Source organism: Streptomyces sp. AF1A (genome assembly GCF_047340315.1).
Classification (GTDB): Bacteria; Actinomycetota; Actinomycetes; order Streptomycetales; family Streptomycetaceae; genus Streptomyces.
In genome coordinates this window covers 1-17877 of record NZ_JBLEBI010000049.1, presented here as the reverse complement: position 1 = coordinate 17877, position 17877 = coordinate 1, and the positions used below count along the sequence as shown (strand labels likewise).

At 72.9% G+C, this 17877-nt stretch carries 14 protein-coding genes; 10 read left to right on the top strand and 4 right to left on the bottom strand.

Annotated elements, in window-relative coordinates; all coding sequences use genetic code 11:
• Positions 1-55 precede the first annotated feature (55 nt).
• The gene (locus ACLU3S_RS16340; RefSeq protein WP_413952581.1) at positions 56-3439 is read right to left on the bottom strand and encodes a S41 family peptidase; all 3384 of its coding nucleotides are present in this window, start codon (positions 3437-3439) and stop codon (positions 56-58) included.
• A 155-nt stretch (positions 3440-3594) separates the two neighbouring features.
• Between ACLU3S_RS16340 and ACLU3S_RS16335 the strand changes: the two genes are divergently transcribed.
• The 6 genes from ACLU3S_RS16335 to ACLU3S_RS16310 all read left to right on the top strand — a co-directional run bounded on the left by ACLU3S_RS16335 (position 3595) and on the right by ACLU3S_RS16310 (position 9476).
• Positions 3595-4236 (top strand): TetR/AcrR family transcriptional regulator, encoded by a 642-nt coding sequence (locus tag ACLU3S_RS16335; RefSeq protein ID WP_413952580.1) that lies wholly within the window; start codon positions 3595-3597, stop codon positions 4234-4236.
• A gap of 104 nt (positions 4237-4340) precedes the next feature.
• On the top strand, positions 4341-6566 hold the full coding sequence (locus tag ACLU3S_RS16330) for an MMPL family transporter (protein WP_413952579.1): 2226 nt from the start codon (positions 4341-4343) through the stop codon (positions 6564-6566).
• Between the two features lie 133 nt (positions 6567-6699).
• On the top strand, positions 6700-7212 hold the full coding sequence (locus ACLU3S_RS16325) for a YbaK/EbsC family protein (RefSeq protein WP_413952578.1): 513 nt from the start codon (positions 6700-6702) through the stop codon (positions 7210-7212).
• Positions 7209-8057, top strand: coding sequence for an EamA family transporter (locus ACLU3S_RS16320; RefSeq protein WP_413952577.1), 849 nt, complete (start codon positions 7209-7211; stop codon positions 8055-8057). The genes ACLU3S_RS16325 and ACLU3S_RS16320 overlap by 4 nt, the downstream gene beginning before the upstream one ends.
• Positions 8058-8232: 175 nt before the next feature.
• Positions 8233-9117 (top strand): NAD(P)-dependent oxidoreductase, encoded by an 885-nt coding sequence (locus ACLU3S_RS16315; protein ID WP_413952576.1) that lies wholly within the window; start codon positions 8233-8235, stop codon positions 9115-9117.
• A gap of 83 nt (positions 9118-9200) precedes the next feature.
• The gene (locus ACLU3S_RS16310; protein WP_413952575.1) at positions 9201-9476 is read left to right on the top strand and encodes a DUF1876 domain-containing protein; all 276 of its coding nucleotides are present in this window, start codon (positions 9201-9203) and stop codon (positions 9474-9476) included.
• Between the two features lie 54 nt (positions 9477-9530).
• On the opposite strand, the gene ACLU3S_RS16305 is transcribed toward ACLU3S_RS16310, so the two are convergent.
• Positions 9531-10691, bottom strand: a complete 1161-nt coding sequence (locus ACLU3S_RS16305; protein WP_413952574.1) for a serine hydrolase domain-containing protein — start codon at positions 10689-10691, stop codon at positions 9531-9533.
• A 270-nt stretch (positions 10692-10961) separates the two neighbouring features.
• On the opposite strand from ACLU3S_RS16305, the gene ACLU3S_RS16300 reads away from it, so the two are divergent.
• Positions 10962-11300, top strand: a complete 339-nt coding sequence (locus ACLU3S_RS16300; RefSeq protein ID WP_413952573.1) for an SsgA family sporulation/cell division regulator — start codon at positions 10962-10964, stop codon at positions 11298-11300.
• 5 nt (positions 11301-11305) lie between these two features.
• On the opposite strand, the gene ACLU3S_RS16295 is transcribed toward ACLU3S_RS16300, so the two are convergent.
• On the bottom strand, positions 11306-12970 hold the full coding sequence (locus ACLU3S_RS16295; protein ID WP_413952572.1) for a penicillin-binding transpeptidase domain-containing protein: 1665 nt from the start codon (positions 12968-12970) through the stop codon (positions 11306-11308).
• Between the two features lie 176 nt (positions 12971-13146).
• Positions 13147-14895: a dolichyl-phosphate-mannose--protein mannosyltransferase gene (locus tag ACLU3S_RS16290; RefSeq protein WP_413952571.1), complete on the bottom strand. Its 1749-nt coding sequence runs from the start codon at positions 14893-14895 to the stop codon at positions 13147-13149.
• A gap of 107 nt (positions 14896-15002) precedes the next feature.
• On the opposite strand from ACLU3S_RS16290, the gene rsmI reads away from it, so the two are divergent.
• The 3 genes from rsmI (at position 15003) to ACLU3S_RS16275 (ending at position 17543) form a co-directional block, all read left to right on the top strand.
• Positions 15003-15851 carry a 16S rRNA (cytidine(1402)-2'-O)-methyltransferase gene (rsmI, locus tag ACLU3S_RS16285; protein ID WP_413952570.1) on the top strand — a complete coding sequence of 283 codons (849 nt, stop codon included), beginning with the start codon at positions 15003-15005 and terminating at the stop codon, positions 15849-15851.
• Between the two features lie 307 nt (positions 15852-16158).
• Complete coding sequence (locus tag ACLU3S_RS16280; RefSeq protein ID WP_413952569.1) at positions 16159-16599, top strand: hypothetical protein; 441 nt, start codon at positions 16159-16161, stop codon at positions 16597-16599.
• A gap of 47 nt (positions 16600-16646) precedes the next feature.
• Entirely contained in the window at positions 16647-17543 is an 897-nt protein-coding gene (locus ACLU3S_RS16275) for a TatD family hydrolase (protein WP_413952568.1), read from the top strand.
• Positions 17544-17877 lie beyond the last annotated feature (334 nt).

Here is a 17877-nt window from a genome sequence, read left to right as displayed (position 1 = left end):
CCCTGGTGCGGGTGCGCCGCGGCTGGTCGCGCAGTTCCCAGCGCCCCTGCTCACCTCACACCGACCTCGGCGGCAGCTTGGGGCGGGCGCGGTTGGGGACGTCGCTGTAGTCCGGGGGGACCGCGGCGGGGTTGGATTCGAGGAGTTCCAGGGCGAGTTGGACGGCGTCGTCGAGCTGGGCGTGGCGGCCCTCGGCCCAGTCCAGGGGGGTGCGCAGGATCTCCAGGTCGGGGACGACGCCGCGGTTCTCGACGGACCAGCCGTAGGCGTCGAACCAGGCGGCGTTCATCGGGACGGTGATGACGGTGCCGTCGCCGAGGCGGTGGCGGCCGGTGATGCCGACGACTCCGCCCCAGGTGCGCTGGCCGACCACCGGGCCGAGCCTGAGGAGCTTGAAGGCGGCCGTGATCACGTCCCCGTCGGAGGAGGTGGCCTCGTCGGCCAGGGCGACGACCGGGCCCCGGGGGGCGTTGGACATGTACGACACCGGTTGCGCGTTACGGGTCAGGTCCCAGCCGAGGATCGTACGGGTCAGCTTCTCGATGACGAGTTCGCTGATGTGCCCGCCCGCGTTGCCGCGCACGTCGACGATGAGCGCGGGCCGGGACACCTCCATGCGCAGGTCGCGGTTGAACTGGGCCCAGCCCGAGCCGCCCAAGTCGGGGATGTGCAGGTAGCCGCACTTGCCGCCGCTCAACTCCCGCACGACTGCCCGGCGTTTGGCCACCCAGTCCTGGTAGCGCAGCGGCCGGTCGTCGATGAGCGGCACGATCGCGACCCGCCGGGGCCGCGCCCCGCCGCCGTCCGGGGAGGTGAAGGTCAGCTCCACGGTCGTGCCGCCCGAGCCGGCCAGCAGCGGGTACGGGCCGGTCACCGGGTCGACCGGGCGGCCGTCGACATGGGTGAGGACCGCGCCCTCGCGGATGCCCGTGCCGGCCAGGGGCGAGCGTGCCCGGGAGTCGGAGGAGTCGCCGGGGAGGATGCGCCTGACCGTCCAGCGGCCGTCACGGCAGACCAGGTTGGCGCCGAGCAGCCCCTGCCAGCGCTGGTAGTGGGGCGGGCCCTCGTTGCGGCGGGCGGCGGCGACGTAGGCGTGGGAGGTGCCGAGTTCGCCGAGGACCTCGCGCAGGAGGTCCGCGAAGTCGTCGGGGGAGGCGACCCGTTCGACCAGCGGGCGGTACTGGTCGAGCACCGCGTCCCAGTCGATGCCGCACATGCCGGGGTCCCAGTAGTAGGCCCGGATGAGGCGGCCGGCCTCCTCGAAGGCCTGGCGCCACTCGGCGGGCGGGTCGACGACGTGCAGGATGCGGCGCAGGTCGATCCAGACGGTCGTGTCGCTGTCGCCCAGCTCCGTGGCGGGCACCGCCCGCAGCTCGCCCTCGTCCACGACGACCAGCCGGGTGCCGTCGCCGCTGACGGCGAACCAGTCGAGGTGGTCGACGAGTTCGGACTTCTTCACCTTGGAGAGGTTGAAGTACTCCAGCGTCGGCCGGCCGCTGACGTCCGCCGGATTGGCGAACGTCTCACCGAGGGCGCCGGAGATCGGCCAGCGCAGCCAGACCAGTCCGCCGCCGGCGACCGGGTGCAGCGCGGAGTACTTGGAGGCGATGACCGGGAACGGCGTGACCCTGTTCGGCAGGCCCTCCACCTCGACCATCACCGTGCCGCCCTCGCCGGTCTCCCCGTCCTCGATCGGGTCGAGCCCGCCGGCGGCCGGCCGGCCCTCGGGGTTCAGGGCGAAGGGGGAGGGGGTCGCCGAGGACAGTGGCACCAGGTAGGGGCGGCAGCCGAGCGGGAAGGACAGGTCGCCGGTGTGCACGTCGTACACCGGGTCGAAGCCGCGCCAGGAGAGGAACGCGAGGTAGCGGCCGTCGCGGGTGAAGACGGGGTTCTCGTCCTCGAAGCGGCCGTTGGTGACGTCGACGACGTGCCGGTCCTTGATGCGGGCCAGCTTGATCTGGCGCAGCGAGCGGCCGATCCCGGGGTGGGACCAGGCGAGCCAGGTCCCGTCGGGCGAGAAGGCGAGGTCGCGCACGGGCCCGTTGACGGATTGGATCAGCTCGGTCAGCCGGCCCACCTGCCCCGGGGAGTCGGCGGCGCCCGGCTCCCCGGTGACGCCGGCGCCCGCGCCCTCCTCGCTCCCGCCGGCGTCCGGACCGCTCTGCGTGCCGGCCTCCTCGGCACCGGGAGGTTCCGGGGCCTCGGTGCCGGGCTCCTCCGCGATGTCGAGCAGCAGCAGACGGCCGTCGTGGGAGGCGAGGGCCAGGCGTTCGCCCCGTGAATCGCCGGCCATTTCGAGGACGCGGCCCAGTTCGCCGGAGGCGAGGCGGCGGGGCGGGCGGTCGCCGGTGGCGCGGGGGAGCTGGGCGATCTCGACGGCGTCGGCGCCCCCGGCGTCGGTCACGTAGGCGACCTGCCCGGTGGTGCCCAGCATCTCCGGCAGCCGCACCCGGACGCCGGGCGTGTCGGTGATCGTACGGGCCGGGCCGTCGCGGTGGGTGAGCCAGTACAGGCTGCCGCGGACCACGACGGCGCTGGCCCGGCCGGTCTCGTCCACGGAGATGCCGTCGACGTTCTGCGCGGCGGGCACCTGGTACGGGCGGCGGCCGGTGGCCGGCCCGCCGAGGCGGATGTCGAGCTTGCGCGGCACCCCGTCCGGGGAGAAGTCGTCCACCAGCCACAGGTCGCCCGCGCACTGGTAGACCACCCGGGAGCCGTCGCTGGAGGCGTTGCGGGCGTAGAAGGCGTCGTGGTCGGTGTGGCGGCGCAGGTCGGTTCCGTCGCAGGCGCAGGAGTAGAGGTTGCCGACGCCCTCGTGGTCGGAGAGGAAGGCGATCCGGCCGGCGACGAACATCGGGCAGGCCAGATGGCCGTCGATGCCGGGCAGCAGGCGCCGGCCGTGCAGCCACAGACGGCCCGTCGCGCCGCCCCGGTAGCGCTTCCAGGAGGCTGGTTCGTGCGGCGGGGTGCCGGTGAGCAGCAGGGTCTTGTGCGCGCCGTCGATGTCGGCGACCTGGATGTCGGAGACCGGGCCCCAGGGCAGCTTGCGGCCGGGGTCGCCGTCGGTGGACACCTTGTAGGCCCAGGTGAAGTACGAGAAGGGCTCGCCGTGGGAGGCGACGGCGAGGATGTGGCACTTTCCGTGCTCGTCCGGCGGGGTCCAGCCGCGGACCCGGGTGTCGGTGCTGCCCCAGTAGGTCAGCTGCCGCTCGGGACCCCCGTCGACGCCGACGAGGTGGATCTCGGGGACGAGGCTGTGCCAGCTCGTGTACGCGATCTGGCGGCCGTCGGGCGAGAAGCGCGGGTGGTCCTCCTTCGTGCGGTCCGCCGTGAGCCGCCAGGCGCGGCCCGGGGTGTCGAGGGGGGCCAGCCAGAGGTCGTCCTCGGCCACGAAGCACAGCAGGTCGCCGCTGAGGTGGGGAAAGCGCAGATAGCTCACCTACCCATGCTTTTCCGCCCACTCGGGGCAGGCAACTTATGTGCCCTTGACAGTCGTGACCCACCACACGTACGAAACGGTTTCGTTTCGCATGTGCTCGGGGTATCTTCGTGGACGTAAGAAGAAGGAAGGCTCCGGAGCGGGAGGTGAGGTGCATGACCGAAACCGCGGCACAGAGCGCGGCGGCAGCCGCTCCGGTGGAGCCGGTGCCCGCACCGACGACTCGTCGCAGCCGGATCACGCCCGAGCGCGAGGCCGAGCTGTACGAGGCCGTGCTCGACCTGCTCCGCGAGGTCGGCTACGACGCCCTCACCATGGACGCCGTGGCCGCCCGCACCCGGTCCAGCAAGGCCACGCTCTACCGCCAGTGGGGCGGCAAGGCCCAGCTGGTCGTCAAGGCGCTGCGGCACAACAAGCCCGGCCACTTCGAGGACATCGACACCGGCTCCCTGCGCGGTGACCTGCACGCCCTCGTGACGCTGGCGGACGACTGCACCATGGAGCAGAACTCGGCCCTGATGCGGGGCGTCGCCATGGCGATGCACCACAACGAGGATCTGCGCCAGGCGTTCCGCGACCAGCTGGTCGACCCCGAGATGGGCGAGTTCCGGCAGGTGCTGCAGCGGGCGATCGACCGGGGCGAGGTCCGCCCGGACTGCCCGGCGATCGAGTTCATGCTGCACATGATGGTCGGCGGCTTCGCCACCCGGGCCCTGCTGGACGACCAGCCGCCCACCCGGGCCTTCCTGACCTCGTACATCGACGCCGTGGTCCTCCCCGCCCTCGGCGTGCGCTGACCCCTCTCCTCAGCAGGCCCACCACCTGACGTCACCGCTCACGTCGTCGGGCTGATCCTCCCTGCCCTGATGAACCCCACGACCTGACCGGGAGTACGTCCCAAGTGGCCACGTTCCTCTACAAACTCGGCCGGCTCGCCTTCCGGCGCCGGCGTTTCGTCGCCCTCATCTGGGTCGCGCTGCTCACCCTCGCCGGGGTGGGCGCCGCCTCCGCGCCGGCCGCCGGCAACACGTCCTTCTCGATCCCCGGCACCGAGGCGCAGAAGGCCTTCGACCTGCTGGCACAGCGCTTCCCGGGCATGAGCGCCGACGGCGCGACCGCGCGGGTCGTCTTCAAGGCGCCGGCCGGCGAGAAGATGACCGGCAAGCACAACAAGGCGACCGTCGAGGAGACGGTGAAGGAGCTGGAGCACGGCTCCGAGGTCGCCTCCGTCGCCGATCCCTACACCGGGCACGCCGTCAGCAAGAACGGCACGATCGCCTACGCGTCGGTGAAGTACAAGGTCTCCGGCATGGAGCTGGAGGACTCCTCGCGCGACGCCCTGAAGAAGGCCGCGCAGCACGCGCGGGACGCCGGGCTGACCGTCGAGGTCGGCGGCGACGCGCTGAACGCCACCCCAGAGACCGGCTCCAGCGAGGTCATCGGCCTCGCGATCGCCGCCGTCGTCCTCGTCGTCACCTTCGGCTCCCTGGTCGCCGCCGGGCTGCCGCTGCTCACCGCGGTCATCGGGGTCGGCATCGGCGTCTCCACGATCACCGCGCTCGCGAGCGCCCTCGACCTCGGCTCCACCACGTCCACCCTGGCGTCGATGATCGGCCTCGCCGTCGGCATCGACTACGCCCTGTTCATCGTCTCCCGCTACCGCGCCGAACTCGCCGAGGGCCGCGACCGGGAGGAGGCGGCGGGCCGCGCCGTCGGCACGGCGGGCTCGGCGGTGGTCTTCGCCGGCCTGACCGTCGTCATCGCCCTGGTCGGCCTGTCCGTCGTCGACATCCCGATGCTGACGAAGATGGGCGTCGCGGCCGCGGGCACGGTCGCCGTCGCCGTCCTGATCGCCCTCACCATGATCCCCGCGCTGCTCGGCTTCGCGGGCCGCCGGGTCAAGCCGGCCGGCGAGAAGAGCAGGCTGCTCGGCGGCGGCCGCACCCCGAAGCGGCCCGGCCGCCCCAACATGGGCACCCGCTGGGCGAGCTTCGTCGTCCGGCGCCCGGTGGCGGTGCTGCTGCTCGGCGTCATCGGGCTCGGCGCGGCGGCGGTCCCGGCCGCCTCCCTGCAGCTGGGCCTGCCCGACGACGGCTCCCAGCCCGCCTCCACCACCCAGCGCCGCGCCTACGACCTGCTCTCCGAGGGCTTCGGGCCCGGCTTCAACGGCCCGCTGATGGTCGTGGTCGACGCCAAGGACAGCGCCCACCCCAAGGCTGCCTTCAACAAGGCCGACCACGAGATCAAGGGCATGAAGGACGTCGTCACGGTCACCCCGCCCGTGCCCAACAAGGCGGGCGACACCGCGACGATCACGGTGGTCCCCGGGTCGAAGCCGTCCTCGACGACCACCGAGGACCTGGTGCACGCCATCCGCGACAAGGGCGCGGACATCGCCGCGCGGACCGACTCCAAGGTCCTGGTGACCGGTTCGACGGCGATGAACATCGACGTCTCGCAGAAGCTGAACGACGCCCTGCTGCCCTACCTGGCGCTGGTGGTGGGCCTGGCCTTCCTGCTGCTGATTGTGGTCTTCCGCTCCGTCCTCGTCCCGCTCAAGGCGGCCCTCGGCTTCCTGCTGAGCGTGATGGCGGCCCTCGGCGCGGTCGTCGCGGTCTTCCAGTGGGGCTGGCTGTCCGGCCTGATGAACGTCGAGCAGACCGGCCCGGTGATGTCGATGATGCCGATCTTCATGGTGGGCGTCGTCTTCGGCCTCGCCATGGACTACGAGGTGTTCCTGGTGACCCGGATGCGGGAGGCGTACGTCCACGGGGAGAAGCCCGCCCAGGCCGTGGTGACGGGCTTCCGGCACGGCGCGCGCGTGGTGACCGCCGCGGCCGTCATCATGATCGCCGTCTTCTCCGGCTTCATCGGCTCCAGCGAGTCCATGGTCAAGATGATCGGCTTCGGTCTCGCCGTCGCCGTCTTCTTCGACGCGTTCATCGTGCGCATGGCCATTGTCCCGGCCGTGCTCGCCCTGCTCGGCAGGCGCGCCTGGTGGCTGCCGAAGTGGCTCGACCGCGCCCTGCCCGATGTCGACGTCGAGGGCGAGGGCCTGCGCACCGCGGCGGACAGGGGCGACCGGGACGCCGACCCCGACGGGGAGCGGGAGCTGGTACGCGTCTGACGTACCGCCGGACGGCCGGTGAGGGTGCCCGTGGGGACGGTGCCGCACCCTCACCGGCCCTGCGTCGCCGGCCCGGTGACGACCGGTGGAAACCGCGTGAACGCGGCTTGCGCGATGCCGTAGCGTGCGGCGCATGACGACAGCCGCCACTGACGCCGACGGATCCGGAGCCCACCCTCGTTTCGCCGATGCGCTGCGCGCACGGGGGCTCGACGACGTGCTGAAGGGGGCCCGGCAGTTCCCGGAGGGGACGCGGACCGCCGCCGAGGCCGCCGCCGCGGTCGGATGCGAACTGAGCCAGATCTGCAAGTCCCTGATCTTCGCCGCCGACGGCGTGCCCGTGCTGGTGCTCATGGACGGCGCCTCCCGCGTGGACGTCGAGCGGGTGCGGGCGGAACTGGGCGCCGGGAAGGTCACCCGGGCCGACGCCGGGATGGTCCGCGAGACCACCGGGTACGCCATCGGCGGCGTGCCGCCCTTCGGGCACCGCACGCGCACGCGCGTCCTCGCCGATCGCTCGCTGCTCGCGCACGACGTGGTGTGGGCGGCGGCCGGGACACCGCACACCGTCTTCCCGATCGCGCCGAAGGACCTCGTCACCCACGCGGGCGCCACGCTCGTGGACGTGCGCGAGCTGCCCGCGTGACGCCGCTCGTCACGACCGCCGTCCTGCTCGCCGCCGTCACCCACGCCAGCTGGAACGCCATCGCGCACCGCATCACCGACAAGCTGGTCGGCTTCACGCTGATCCTGGCGGGCGGGGTGCTCATCGGGCTGGTGCTGGCGCCGTTCGCGGCGGTCCCGGCGGCCGGGGCGTGGCCGTACCTCGCCGCCTCGGCCGGCATCCACCTCGTGTACGTGGTGCTGCTGATGACGTCGTTCCGGCTGGGGGACTTCGGTCAGGCCTATCCGATCGCGCGGGGCAGCGCGCCGCTGGTGGTCACGGTGCTCGCGGCCGCCTTCGCGCACGAGGTGCCCGACGGGTGGGCCGCCGCGGGCATCGCCCTGTCGTGCGCGGGTCTCACCGGCGTGGCGCTGTGGGGGCTGCGCGGCCGCCGGCCCGACTGGGCGGCGATCGGGGCCGCGCTCGCCACGGGGCTGGCCATCGCGTCGTACACGGTCGTCGACGGACTCGGCGTCCGGGCCTCCGGCTCGGCGCTCGGGTACACGGCCTGGCTGATGGTGGTGCAGGGCCTCGCGATCCCGGCCTACGCCGTCTGCTGCCGCTGGCGCCGCGAGAGCCTGGCCGTGCTGCGGCCCTTCGCGCCGCTCGGGCTCCTCGGCTCCGCCCTGTCCGTCCTCGCCTACGGCCTGGTGCTGTGGGCCCAGACCCGCGCCGAACTCGCCCCCATCGCGGCCCTGCGCGAGTCCTCGATCCTCCTCGGCGCGGCCATCGGCGCGGTGTTCTTCAAGGAGCGTTTCGGGGCACCCCGGATCGCGGCGGCCGGTCTGCTGGTCCTGGGCATCGGGCTGATGCTGCACGCGGGTTAGCGGCCGGCGCGCGGACCGCGGCCACCGTGCGAGAAGGTGAACGCGGGGCCGCGAGACCTCGACACCGCGAGGACTCGTGACGGCCACGACGACCCACTACGACCCGCGACGACCCACTACGACCGACTACGACCGACTACGACCGACTACGACCCACGACGACAGGGAGCCGTCCATGACCGACAAACCGACCGTCAGCGTCCTTGGCACCGGCATCATGGGCGCGGCCATGGCCCGCAACCTGTGCCGCGCCGGACTGGAGGTGCGCGTCTGGAACCGCAGCCGGGAGAAGGCCGAGCCGCTGGCCGCCGACGGCGCCCGGGTGACCGGCACGCCCGCCGAGGCGGTGGAGGGCGCCGACGTCGTCCTGACCATGCTGTACGACGGCCACACCGTCCTGGACGTCATGCGCGAGGCCGCCTCCGCGCTGCGTCCCGGTGCGGTGTGGGCGCAGTGCACCACCGCCGGGACCGAACTCGTGGCCGACCTGGCCGGCTTCGCCCGCGAGCACGGGCTCGTCTTCTACGACGCCCCCGTCCTCGGCACCCGGGAGCCCGCGGAGGCCGGCCGGCTGACCGTGCTGGCCGCCGGGCCGGTGGCGGGGCGGGAGACGGTCACGCCGGTGTTCGACGCGGTGGGCGCCAGGACGATGTGGACCGGCGAGGACGGCGGCGCGGGCAGCGCCAGCCGGCTCAAGCTGGTCGCCAACAGCTGGGTCCTCTCGGCGACCGCGGCGACCGGCGAGGTGCTGGCCCTCGCCAAGGCCCTGGGCGTCGACCCGCAGGACTTCTTCGACCTCATCGAGGGCGGCCCGCTCGACATGGGATACCTGCGGGCCAAGGCCGGCCTCCTGCTCGACGGCAAACTGTCCCCGCCGTCGTTCGCGGTCGCCACCGCCGAGAAGGACGCACGGCTCATCGTCGAGGCGGGCGAGCGCAACGGCGTCCGGCTGGACGTGGCCGCCGCCACCGCCGAACGGCTGGCCCGCGCCGGCGCCCAGGGGCACGCCGACGAGGACATGGTCGCCGCCTACTTCGCCAGCTTCGGTGACGAGGCGTGAGGCGCTGTGCCGAGATGACGTTCCCGGCGCGCGGGAGCACCCTGGAATCAGGCCGGCATCAGCGGTTCCCGGAGGTGGTCGACATGATGCACACCACAGTCGGATGGCACGTCGAGCTGGAGTTCGAGGAGGACGATCAGCACACGCGCGCGGCCGCCCTGGTGCGCCTGCCCGACGGCAGCGAGGTGCGGTCGCACGGCCACGCCAGCCGCCACCGCATCGACGCCAACCAGCCCAGGGTCGGCGAGGAGATAGCGGGTGCCCGTGCCCTCAACGAACTGGCCATGCAGCTGCTGACCAAGGCACACAACGAGATCGACGCGGAGTCCGGGCGGACCTCGCACCCGATCAACGTCTGAGCGGGCGGGCGAGGACGAGCGGCGAGCGGCCGCCGCCGCCCGCCGTGCCGCGGGTCAGCTGAGCGCCGTGCGCAGCGCGCGCACCAGCGCCTGCGCCCTCGGGTCCGCCGTCACGCTCGTGCGGAAGCCGTTGGTGACATAGCCGAAGGCGATGCCCGGCTCCGGATCGGCGAACGCGAGGGCGCCGCCGCGGCCGGGGTGGCCGAAGGAGCCGGGGGAGAGCAGCGGGGACGCGCCGCCGTGCAGCATGTAGCCGAGGCCGAACCGGGTGCTCACCACGAGGACCCGGTCCGCCCCGGCGGACTGCTCGGTGCGCGCCAGCCGCATCGTCTCCGGCGTGAACAGGCGCCTGCCGCCGTCCACTTCGCCGATGAGCGAGGCGTAGAAGCGCGCGAGGCCGTCGGCGGTGGCGATGCCGTTGGAGGCGGGCAGGGCGGCGGCGCGGTAGGCGCGGGCGTTCTCGTCCGGGAGCGGGGTGATCGCCGCGAAGGCGCGGCGGGTCAGCGATTCCGGGTCGGCGTAGGCCTCGGCCACCGCCCGCTTGGGGCGCGTCCTCGGCGCGCCCGCGGCCTCGGGCGCCTCGACCGGGCCGACGCGTCCCACCCGCGACTGCTCCGCCTCGGGCAGGCCGAGCCAGAGATCCGCGCCGACGGGCCTGGCGATCTCCTCCGCCATCCAGGTGCCGACCGGGCGGCCGGTGACGCGCCGGACCAGCTCGCCGGTGAGCCAGCTGTAGGTCTGCGCGTGGTAGCCGTGGTCGGTGCCCGGCTCCCACACGGGCGCCTGGGCGGCGACGGCCGCCGCGCCTAGGTCGGGGTCGGCCGCCTCCTCGGGGGTCAGCGGGCGGTCCAGGACCGGCACGCCCGCGCGGTGCGCGAGCAGGTGCCGTACGAGGGTGTGCTCCTTGCCCGCCGCCTTGTACTCGGGCCAGTACGCGCCGACCGGGGCGTCCAGGTCGAGTTCGCCGCGTTGGTGCAGCAGCAGGAGCGCGGCGGCGACGACCCCCTTGGTCGCGGACCGCACGATCTGCGCGGTCCCGGGCTCCCAGGCGGCCGTGCCGTCCACGTCCCGGGTGCCGGCCCACAGGTCGACCACCTTGTGCCCGTCGCGGTACACGGCGACGGCCGCGCCGCGCTCCCCGAGCAGCGTGAAGTTCGCCGCGAACGCCTCCCCGACCGGCTCGAAGCCCTCGGCCACAGTGCCGTTGACGTCCACGTCCCCATTCCTTCCGCTCGCCTTCGACGGCGGGTCCAACATCGGTCGTACGCCTGCGATTCCTCGGTGGGATCGGCCGAGGAGAATCGTTACGTCGATGTTGCCGGGCCCGTGTCCGCGTACGGGCACACCTCGTGCCGCGCCCACCGGTCGAGACGGCGGGACGGATGTCACGGCCGCAAGGGCCGCAAAGCGGAAAATATGCGACATTGGTGTGTAAAGCGGATGCGCGGCTTTCGCTTGAATCACTCAGCGTGGAAGGGCGGTCCGATGTCTGCGGTCGAACAGTACGCGCGCGCCCATCTCGTCACGGACGAAGACGACCCGGGGGCCGTACCCGTCCGGCTGCGCTACGACCCCGACAGCGACCCCCGGTCGGTGCGCATCGATCTGCCGGGCGCCCACGAGTGGACGTTCTCGCGCGCTCTGCTGGAGCGGGGGCTGCGGGCCCCGGCGTCGAGCGGCGACGTACGGGTGTGGCCGTGCGGCCGTGTCCAGGCCGTCGTGGAGTTCCACTCCGACAACGGTGTCGACGTCCTGCAGTTCGATGCCAAGACCCTGATCAGGTTCCTGCGCCGGACCTACACCGCGGAACCCGTGCGCGGCTGACGGGCTCAGCCGCCCATCTTCAGCAGGGCCGCCACGATCGGGCCGGCCGTGTCGCCGCCGTGACCGCCGGCCTGGACCACGCCCGCAGCGGCGAGGTCGCCCCGGTAGGCGGTGAACCAGCCGTTGGGCTTCTTCTGCCCGTCGACCTCGGCGGAGCCCGTCTTGGCGCCGTAGTCCCCGCTCATGCCGGCCATCGCCTTGGCCGCCGTGCCGTAGTCCGCCGTGAACCGCATGACGTCCTTCAGCTGGGACCGCGTCGTGGACGACATGGTGCGCGCGGCCTTGGCCAGCGTGCGGTGGTCCACCGACGGCGACACCAGGTACGGCTGGTGGAAGGTGCCGGACTCCACCGTCGCCGCCACGGAGGCCATGTTCAGCGGGTTCATCCGCACCCCGCCCTGGCCGATCAGCGAGGCGCCCATCTGCGCACCGCTCTGCACCGGCACGGAGCCGTCGAAGGAGGGCACGCCGATGGCCCAGTTGTTCAGGCCGAGGCCGTAGACCTGCTGGGCCTCCTTGGTCAGGTCGCTGTCGGACAGCTTCGGCGCGAAGTCGATGAAGGCGTTGTTGCAGGAGGCGCCGAAGCTCTGCCTGAACGTGCCGTGCTTGATCTCGGAGTCGGCGTCGTTGTGGAAGGTCCAGCCGGCGAGCTTGTACGTCTTGGGGCAGGGATGCGAGGCGTCCGGGGTGACCAGGTTCTTCTCGAAGAGCATCGTCGAGGTCACGATCTTCATCGTGGAGCCGGGCGCGAGGGAGCCCTGGAAGGCGGTGTTGAAGCCGTGCCCGTTGTTGGCGACCGCGAGGATCTCGCCGGTGGAGGGCCGCAGCACGACCACCGAGGAGCGCGCCTGCTTGGCGACCTGCCGCTCGGCCGCCGCCTCGAGGGTGGGGTCCAGCGTCGTGCGCACCGTGCCGGGGGTGCCCTGGCTCAGCGCCACGAGCGTCTTGTCGGACAGCTTCGCCGCCCGCGACGCCTTGCCGCGCACCACACGCAGCTCGACGCCCGCCTTGCCGCCCGCCGTCTTGCCGTACTTCTCCCGCAGCCCGTCCAGCACGGTGCCCAGGGAGGGGTACTTGGCGGTGGTCAGCGCGCCGCCGTCGCGGTCCAGCGCCTTGACGGGCGGGGTGCCGGACTCGCCGGTGACGAGCGTGTCGCCGTCCTTGAGGTCCGGGTGGACCACGGAGGCGTGCCAGTCCACCAGCGGCTTGCCGTCACTTGTCCGCCGCACGACGGTGAGCGAGCTGCCGTAGGCGAGCGGCTTGCTCAGGTTCTTGTACGACACCGTCGCCTTGACGGAGAACGGCACCTTGGCGCCCGCGGCCGTGCCCGGGGTGAGCGTGACGTTCTTCAGGTGGGCGTCCTTGGTGTAGCCGGTGAGCAGGGTACCGGCGGCCGAGGGGTCGTCGGTCGCGGCGGCCGCCTCGGCGACCCTGCCGTGCTGCCAGGCGGTCAGGAAGCGGGTGGCGGCCGTGCGCACCTCGGCCGCGCTGAGCGGGCCGCTCGGGACGGCCTTGTGGTGGGCCGCGGCGCCCTGCTCGTCGGCCGCCGCGCCGCCGCCGTACAGCGCGTAGACGCCGATCCCGGCACCGGCGACGACCAGGGCGATCATCCCGCCGATCACGGCGGGCGGGGTCTTGCGCCGCTCGGCGACGCGCCTTCTCTTGCCCACAGCCTCAGTTCCTCCGCGCCTTCCCTGGTTCCCCGCAGCCCTCACACACCCCAACGACGGCCTTCACCTTAAAGTCCCCGCCTCGGAGGGCGACACCGGCCCGCATTCCGTAGCAGGCTTGCGACAATCGCCCCGGCCGCGGCGTCGTCCCGCGACCCGGCACCCACCCGGGCGTCTCAGACCCAGGTGTCCAGCCACATCCGCGATCTCCACTGGTCGAGCGGGATCGCGGTGCCGGTGAACAGGGGCCAGAAGTAGATGAAGTTCCAGGCGATCAGCAGGACCAGCACGCCGGACACCGTCGCGCCGACCACGCGGCGGGTGTCGGTGGAGCCCGGTGGGCCGACGATCGCGCCGATCATCATGGCCACCGCCAGGCACAGGAACGGCACGAAGACGACCGCGTAGAAGAGGAAGATCGTGCGCTCCTGGTACAGGAACCAGGGCAGATAGCCGGCCGCGATCCCGCAGGCGATGGCGCCGGCCCGCCAGTCGCGGCGGAACGCCCAGCGCCACAGCACGTACAGGATCGCGAGGCAGCCCGCCCACCACAGCAGCGGCGTGCCGATCGCCAGCACCTCCCGGGCGCACTTCTCGCCCGCGTCCGCCGGGCAGCCGTCGGTGCCCGGGCCGGGGGACTGGTAGAAGTACGACACCGGGCGGCCCAGCACGATCCAGCTCCACGGGTTGGACTGGTACGTGTGCGGGGAGGACAGGTGGACGTGGAACTCGTACACCTCGTGCTCGTAGTGCCACAGGCTGCGCAGCCAGTCCGGCAGGAAGGTCCAGCTGCCGCCCCTGCCGTCGGTGGCCGCCCAGTTGCGGAAGTAGCCGCCGGTGCCGTCCGTGGGGGAGAGGATCCAGCCGATCCAGGAGGCGAGGTAGACGGCGATCGCCACCGGGACGGTCGCCAGGAAGGCGATGCCGGTGTCGTACTTGAGCACCGCGGCGTACGGGTGGTGGGCGCCGGCCACCTTGCGGGCGCCGACGTCCCACAGCACCGTCATCACGCAGAACGCGACCAGGATGTACAGGCCGTTCCACTTGGTGCCGATCGCGAGGCCCAGCATCAGGCCGGCCGCCCAGCGCCAGGGCCGCAGCCCGAAGCGGAACGCGTCGGCGACCTGCGCGTCCGGGCGGACCCGCCCGTCGGGGCCCACGGGCAGCGCGGCGGCCAGTCTCTCCCGTGACCGGTCCCGGTCGATGATCAGGCAGCCGAACGCGGCGAGCACGAAGAACATCAGCACGCCGTCGAGCAGCGAGGTCCGGCTCATCACGAAGTGCAGCCCGTCCACCGCCATCAGCGCGCCCGCCAGACAGCCGAGGAACGTCGAGCGGAAGATGCGGCGCCCGATCCGGCACAGCAGCAGCACGCTCAGCGTCCCGAGCAGGGCCGTCATGAACCGCCAGCCGAACGGGTCGAACCCGAAGACGAGCTCGCCGATCCCGATGACGTACTTCCCGACCGGCGGGTGCACGACGTACGCCGCGTCCGTCGGGATCGCGAGGTGCCCGTGCGTCTGCAGGACCAGGTCGTTGGCGTTCTTGTCCCAGTTGACCTCGAACCCGCGGTGGACGAGCGCCCACGCGTCCTTGGCGTAGTACGTCTCGTCGAATATCACCGCGCGCGGGCTGCCCAGGTTCCAGAACCGCATCAGGCCCGCCATCAGCGTCACCAGCAGCGGTCCGCCCCAGCCGGCCCAGCGCGCGATCCGGTCGGCCAGGACCGGTGACAGGCCGAACGCCTGCCACAGCCGCGGGCTGGGCTGGGCGTACGGGGGCACGAGCCGGTCGCGTACGTCGCCCGAGGGGGCGTCCTTCGCCGGTGCGTACCCGAATCGGCGCAGCCGCTGCTGCCACGACGGCCGCTGGTCGTGCGGCGCCTGGCCCTGCCGGTGGTCCATGGAGGACGCGGTACTGGTCACCCGCGCCATGGTAGGGAACCGTGCTGTGCGAGTCCCGTGCATGTGCGGTACCGGCCGGGATGCGGTCGTTTTCGTCCCGCTTCCGGAGCCCTGCGAGGATGGGGGGCGTGACTGGAACCCTTGTGCTGGCAGGTACCCCCATCGGTGACGTCGCGGACGCGCCGCCCCGGCTGGCCGAGGAGCTGGCGGGCGCCGACGTGGTCGCAGCCGAGGACACCCGGCGGCTGCGCCGGCTCACCCAGGCCCTCGGCGTGACCCCCAAGGGCCGCGTGGTGTCGTACTTCGAGGGCAACGAGTCCGCCCGCACCCCGGAGCTGGTCGAGGAGCTGCTCGGCGGCGCGCGCGTGCTGCTCGTGACCGACGCCGGGATGCCGTCGGTGTCCGACCCCGGCTACCGGCTGGTCGCGGCCGCGGTGGAGAAGGGCGTGCGGGTCACCGCGGTGCCCGGGCCGTCGGCCGTGCTCACCGCGCTCGCCCTGTCCGGGCTGCCCGTCGACCGGTTCTGCTTCGAGGGCTTCCTGCCGCGCAAGGCGGGGGAGCGGCTGTCCCGGCTCAGGGAGGTCGCGGGCGAGCGGCGCACGCTGGTCTACTTCGAGGCCCCCCACCGCCTCGACGACACCCTCGCCGCGATGGCCGAGGTCTTCGGCGCGGACCGGCGGGCCGCCGTCTGCCGGGAGCTGACCAAGACGTACGAGGAGGTACGGCGCGGTCCGCTGGCCGAGCTGGCCCGGTGGGCCGCGGAGGGCGTGCGCGGGGAGATCACCGTCGTCGTCGAGGGCGCCCCGCAGGCCGCGCCCGAGGAACTCGACGCCGCCGAGCTGGTCCGCCGGGTGCGGGTGCGCGAGGAGGCGGGCGAGCGCCGCAAGGAGGCCATCGCGGCGGTGGCGGTGGAGGCGGGGCTGCAGAAGCGGGTCGTGTTCGATGCGGTGGTCGCCGCCAAGCGTGCCGCCGGGTGAGCGGAGTTCCTGCGGTTCCGGGTGGCGTCACCGCGCGCGCAAACCCCCTCTGAGCAGGGCTCTTCTCGGCTGAGCGGCCAGGCCATGGGACGGCAAAGGGCTGTCGCCGATGGCAAAGGAAAACGGGGCCGCCCGGGTGCTTTTCGGCAAGGACGCCTCAAATCGCCTCCAACACTCGACAGCCCTCGTGCATTCGCGCCGGTGGAAGCGTCCACTGGTCAAAGGGACGCACCCGTCCCTCGCCCCAGGGGATTCCGGGGGGAATCCCCTTCGCGGGGCGGCAGTCCAGCGGACAACAGGAGCTGGCATGAGTGAGATCGCAGGGCAGACCGGCCTCCGTGGCACGCCGACAGCCGTCGTTCACGAGTCGTACTCGTTCGCCTGCATGCGGTGCGGGCACGGCTGGGAGCAGTCGTACGCCATAGAGCACCACACGGACGCCGACGGGCAGGAGTTCGTGCTCTACGTGGCCGACGGCCGGGTCGTGCCGTCGCCGCTGCGCCGGCCCAGCTGCCAGAACTGCGACGGCCATGTCGTGCGGATCATGCGCGCCGGGCAGGTCTCGTCGGTTCGCAGCGCCGCCGAGCCGCACCACCACAGCGCGCCGCAGGCCGGGCCCGTCGAGGTCCCGCAGGTGCCGCAGGCGCCGGCCACGGCCGAGCCGGACGCCGGGACCGCCGCGTCCGGGGAGCAGCACCACTGGCACCTGTCCGATCTCCTCCACCCCTTCCAGCACAGGGCGGGCTGAGCCGGGCACAGGCGTTCGACGGCGGGCCGCTTCCGTAGGATCGAGTCATGCCTTCGAACGCCGGCCCGGGCTCCAAGGGCGACCAGCACGCGGCGCCACCGCTCCCGGCACCCCTGCGGGTGCCCGTCGCCGACTCCCACACCCACCTCGACATGCAGTCCGGCACGGTGGAGGAGGGCCTGGCGAAGGCGGCGTCGGTCGGCGTGACGACGGTCGTGCAGGTCGGCTGCGACATCAAGGGCTCGCGGTGGGCCGCCGAGACCGCGGCGGCGTACGAGAACGTCCACGCCGCCGTCGCCCTCCACCCCAACGAGGCGCCGCGGATCGTGCACGGGGATCCCGACGGCTGGTCGCGCCAGGGCGCCCGCCGGCCGGGGGGCGACGCGGCGCTGGACGAGGCCCTGGCCGAGATCGACCGGCTGGCCGCCCTGCCCCACGTCAGGGCCGTCGGCGAGACCGGCCTGGACTACTTCCGCACCGGCCCCGGGGGCAAGGCCGCGCAGGAGCGCTCCTTCCGCGCCCACATCGAGATCGCCAAGCGGCACGGCAAGGCGCTCGTCATCCACGACCGCGACGCCCACGCCGACGTGCTGCGCCTGCTGAAGGAGGAGGGCGCCCCCGAGCGCACCGTCTTCCACTGCTACTCCGGCGACGCCGAGATGGCCGGGATCTGCGCCCGCGAGGGCTACTACATGTCCTTCGCCGGCAACGTCACCTTCAAGAACGCGCAGAACCTGCGCGACGCCCTCGCCGTCGCCCCGCTGGAGCTGGTCCTCGTGGAGACCGACGCGCCCTTCCTGACCCCCGCGCCGTACCGCGGACGGCCCAACGCGCCGTATCTCGTTCCGGTCACGGTGCGCGCCATGGCCGCCGTGCGCGGCATCGACGAAGACGCGCTGGCGACGGCCCTGGGCGCGAACACCGCCCGCGCCTTCGACTACTGAGCGTACAGCGATCGTAACCATGCGGTAACGCTCACCGATGCGCGGCTCCGCCTCGGCCGCGACCATGGGTAGTCGCGCCGCTTTGGAGAGTGACCGGCCCTCCGCTAGGTTCTGGGGCCCGATCCGGGACCCCTCTGGCCCTCTGGAGCGTGTCGGCGTGAGCAACCCGCAGTTCGAGACCTATGAGGCGTACGGCCCCTACGCCGCGCCGTCCGGCGCACCCGGCGGCGTGTGGCCCGGCGTGCACGACGCCGAGACGGTGACGTACGGCGTGATGACCGGCGTCGCGTACGACGACACGTACCGGCCCGCCCACGAGGCGAGGGCGCAGGCG